The following is a 3,093-nucleotide window of genomic DNA, read 5'->3' on the forward strand; positions in this document are numbered from 1 at the left end:
GTTATGGCGTGACCCGGATTACCTACGAAATCTCGTATGTCTCGGCCGAAGGCACGCCTTCGCCGCCACTGTTCTCGCAAATTGGCAGCCCCTCAAGTGCGCCGGTGATACTTGACGCGCTGATTGCTTCGATTGAGGGACCCACGGACACGTAGCTGTGCATCACGGACGGTTCCTCCGACGTTTAGCCAGTTCCGTCCGCTCGACTGCCGCGGCGGCGTTGCTCGGCGGTGCGTGTTGCGGCCGCCGCGATCTCGATCGCAGCTCGGTGGCCGGGGCTGCCAAGTGCGGCCCGTCCGTTCTCCTTGTCGATCCGGCTCTGGTGCAGGCGTTTATCCGCGGCCGCCATTAGCTCCGCAGCTTCAGCTGCTTCCTGGTCCCGCGCGGCTTGATCGAGGACGTGCGGCGGGAAGTCCAGATCCTGCTGGTTGAGGAGCCAGCGCAAGAAAGCGGCTGGCACCTTCGGTGTGGGGGCGATGTGGGTCCGGGCAGACCAGGCGTCGAGGATGGCGTTCAGATCCTCGCTGGTCCATCCATGTGCGGCTGGTTGGGCCAGGACGCTGGCCCAGGTTTTGACTGCGTGCTCACGTGCCCATGCCGGCGTTCGTTTGCCTGAGAGCCACCTGGAGGCTAGGACGGCCCCCTTCTGGATGGTGGCGGCCTGCTCGCGTTGAACCTTGGTCTCCGTGCGCCGCGAAGCGGCTCGTTTATCCACAGTTTTCGTTGTAGTTATTAACTCTCTACGAGAGTTAAAAGAGAAAAAATGACCCCTTCGGGGGTGGGGTGCCATTTGTATGGAATCACCAACTGAGATGCGAGTTTTATCCACAGGCTTGGAGGGGTGCAGTGCCCAGACTGATGCCCAGCCACGGGCCTTGTCGCCGACGCGATATGAGGCCATGCGTTCGGCCCAGGTGCGTTGGCGGCCTCGGAACACCTCGGTGGCCACACGGAGCAGTTTGAGGGCTGTGCGCGCTCGTTTGACTGTGCGTTCTTTGAGGTCGCCGCGTTCCATGATCGTGGCGACCGTCAGGCGTGAGTTCTGGCCGGTGGTGTGGTCCGCGGCTTCGCCCATGACCCGCGCGATACTGAGGAGTTTTCGCAGGCTCATTCCGCCGCCGGTAGCCTTGACCAGCGCGGGGCGGATTCGTTCGTAGTCGGCAGCATAGGCGCACCGCACAACGACTTCGACCCAGTGCTGCTGTCCTCGCCAGTGCGGTATGCCGCCGTAGACGCGGTCGGCGATGACGGCGTTGTGGCCGTTGTAGGCGTCCTCACCGAAGCTGAGGTTTTCGCCCAGGTCTAGGCGAACTTTGCAGTAGTGCCGGCATGCGGCCTCCTGGCCGCCGAGAGCACGCACACGCAAGGGATGCAGTTTGGCGCACTGGTGGCCGTACGTGTGGCCGGGTACCGCTCGTGGTGTTCTGGCGATACCTCGGCGGGGGTTTGAGCGGGAGCTTCCGCAGTACCGCGGAGGCTTCGATAGGTAGGTGGTGGCCGTGTCCAGTCCGTGATCGGACACGCCAGCGGTGTTCGTTGAAGCGGTGTCAGGGTGTGCGCTACCCTGAGAGCTGTCTACCACGACAGTTCCCTTCGGGGAAAGGCAGTACCCGAGTTGTGAGTTGGTCGCTCAGAACTCTTCGCCTTGAGGCCCCTCGGTGCTTGCCCACCGGGGGGTTTCTCAATGAGGTTGGTACTGCAGAGATATGTGGTTATCCGCCTCTGTTCGGCTGCTTGCCCTCAGCCAGACCAGGTGGTTACGCGGTCTCTGGCAGCGGCAACTCCTCCTGGTGTGGGGTAGCGAAGTGCGTCAGGCCGGTGTCCGCTGCCAGCAACGCGACAATGTAGTCAGTCTCCGTGAGCCCTTTGCGCGCGGCGGTGGCGGCAGTGGCCTTTTTCAGCTCGATCGGCACGAATGCCTTGACGAGTTTGCGGTCGCCCTTGCTTGGGCGTCCCACTTTCCGGGGCGACAGGTTCTCGGCCATGAGGTCAATTCTGGTCCACGAAATGCCGTCAACGCGGTAGCGACACGCCACCTTTCCGCCGCACATCGACCGTCTGCCCCCTCCGCTCGTTGAGGTCCTAGACTCGCCTGGTGCCTTGGGCAAGGCTAGGGGAGAGGGTGGACATGGGCTTCATCGGTCGGCAGAGCAAGGACGACGACAGTGTGCGATCGAGATTGCTACCAGTTGTCGAGAGCTTGAACCTTGCGGCCGGGTGGTCGATCGACGAAGCAGTTTCCGCCGCAAGCCGACTCACAGGCCGATCGATCAAGCTCGCACCGCTTCCTGCCGTCCCCGGAGGCGGAGGGAAGGTGTGTGGGCTCGCCACGAGGACGCCGGAGTTCGATATCGTCTGGCATCGCATCTCGTCTGATCCGCGCCGGCAGGCACAGATCGTTGGTCACGAGCTCGGCCACCTGATCCTCGACCATGACCCGGATTCAGACGAGGTTGACTTCCACGAATTGGCAAATCAACTCCTGGGGATGGACATTCCTCGCGGTGCCACCACTCTCGGCGCCCGCGGTTTCACAAACTATGATTCTCCCGAGGAGTACGAAGCCGAACTCTTTGGAAGTTTGCTGGTCACCCATCCGGCTCGCCACCTGCGAAAGAGCGACGGCTCGCGGCCTGCGACCTTTCGGCTGTTTTGAGGTCCCGGAAGGCGGCGAAATGGCCGTCGAATGTTGTTGTGGGTTTGGTTGTCGCGAGCGCTCTCGCTGCGATCACATTGCAGCACCCGCGCGAATCCAGCGTGAGCTGGCTTTGGACGGCCGGGTTCGTCTTCATGGTGAGCATGATCAGCCTGCGCACGATATTCGTACGCAGCACGCGATTCGACCGACAGGTGAATCGTGCAGCAATTCTCGCTGGGTGTGCCGTTGCGTTGTGCGAGCCTTCGATCGCACGGGTAGTGGCGACCGTCCTGCCAGGTGGACAACCCCAGATCCTCGATCTTTGGCACATCTGTTTCATCCTGTCCTGCTTCTCCATGGTCACGCTGATGCGCGGACTGGTAAACCCCGATTGGAAAGAACGGACCAGCCCAACCCTTTACGTGCTGCCGCCTCTGATCATCGTGGTGTTGTTG

The 3,093-nt window shown here is 62.1% G+C and carries 4 protein-coding genes; 2 read left to right on the forward strand and 2 right to left on the reverse strand.

Going from position 1 to position 3,093, the window contains the following annotated elements; all coding sequences use genetic code 11:
- Window positions 1–184: 184 nt before the first annotated feature.
- Both WAW17_RS20590 and WAW17_RS20595 read right to left on the reverse strand, forming a co-directional pair.
- Entirely contained in the window at window positions 185–1,360 is a 1,176-nt protein-coding gene (locus tag WAW17_RS20590) for a replication protein (protein ID WP_422334771.1), read from the reverse strand.
- Window positions 1,361–1,757: 397 nt separating this feature from the next.
- On the reverse strand, window positions 1,758–1,985 hold the full coding sequence (locus WAW17_RS20595; RefSeq protein WP_422334772.1) for a hypothetical protein: 228 nt from the start codon (window positions 1,983–1,985) through the stop codon (window positions 1,758–1,760).
- Window positions 1,986–2,314: 329 nt separating this feature from the next.
- On the opposite strand from WAW17_RS20595, the gene WAW17_RS20600 reads away from it, so the two are divergent.
- Together WAW17_RS20600 and WAW17_RS20605 are read left to right on the forward strand one after the other, a co-directional pair.
- Window positions 2,315–2,656 carry an ImmA/IrrE family metallo-endopeptidase gene (locus tag WAW17_RS20600; RefSeq protein ID WP_422334773.1) on the forward strand — a complete coding sequence of 114 codons (342 nt, stop codon included), beginning with the start codon at window positions 2,315–2,317 and terminating at the stop codon, window positions 2,654–2,656.
- 38 nt (window positions 2,657–2,694) lie between these two features.
- Window positions 2,695–3,093 (forward strand): hypothetical protein (locus tag WAW17_RS20605; RefSeq protein ID WP_422334774.1); only part of this gene is annotated, 399 nt, incomplete at its 3' end.

This window comes from Rhodococcus sp. (in: high G+C Gram-positive bacteria), assembly GCF_049286785.1.
Classification (GTDB): domain Bacteria; phylum Actinomycetota; class Actinomycetes; order Mycobacteriales; family Mycobacteriaceae; genus Rhodococcus_F.

Bases quoted from the DNA above. Each gene is read 5' to 3' on its own strand.
- WAW17_RS20595 (WP_422334772.1), bottom strand. From the start codon at position 1,985: ATGGCCGAGAACCTGTCGCCCCGGAAAGTGGGACGCCCAAGCAAGGGC.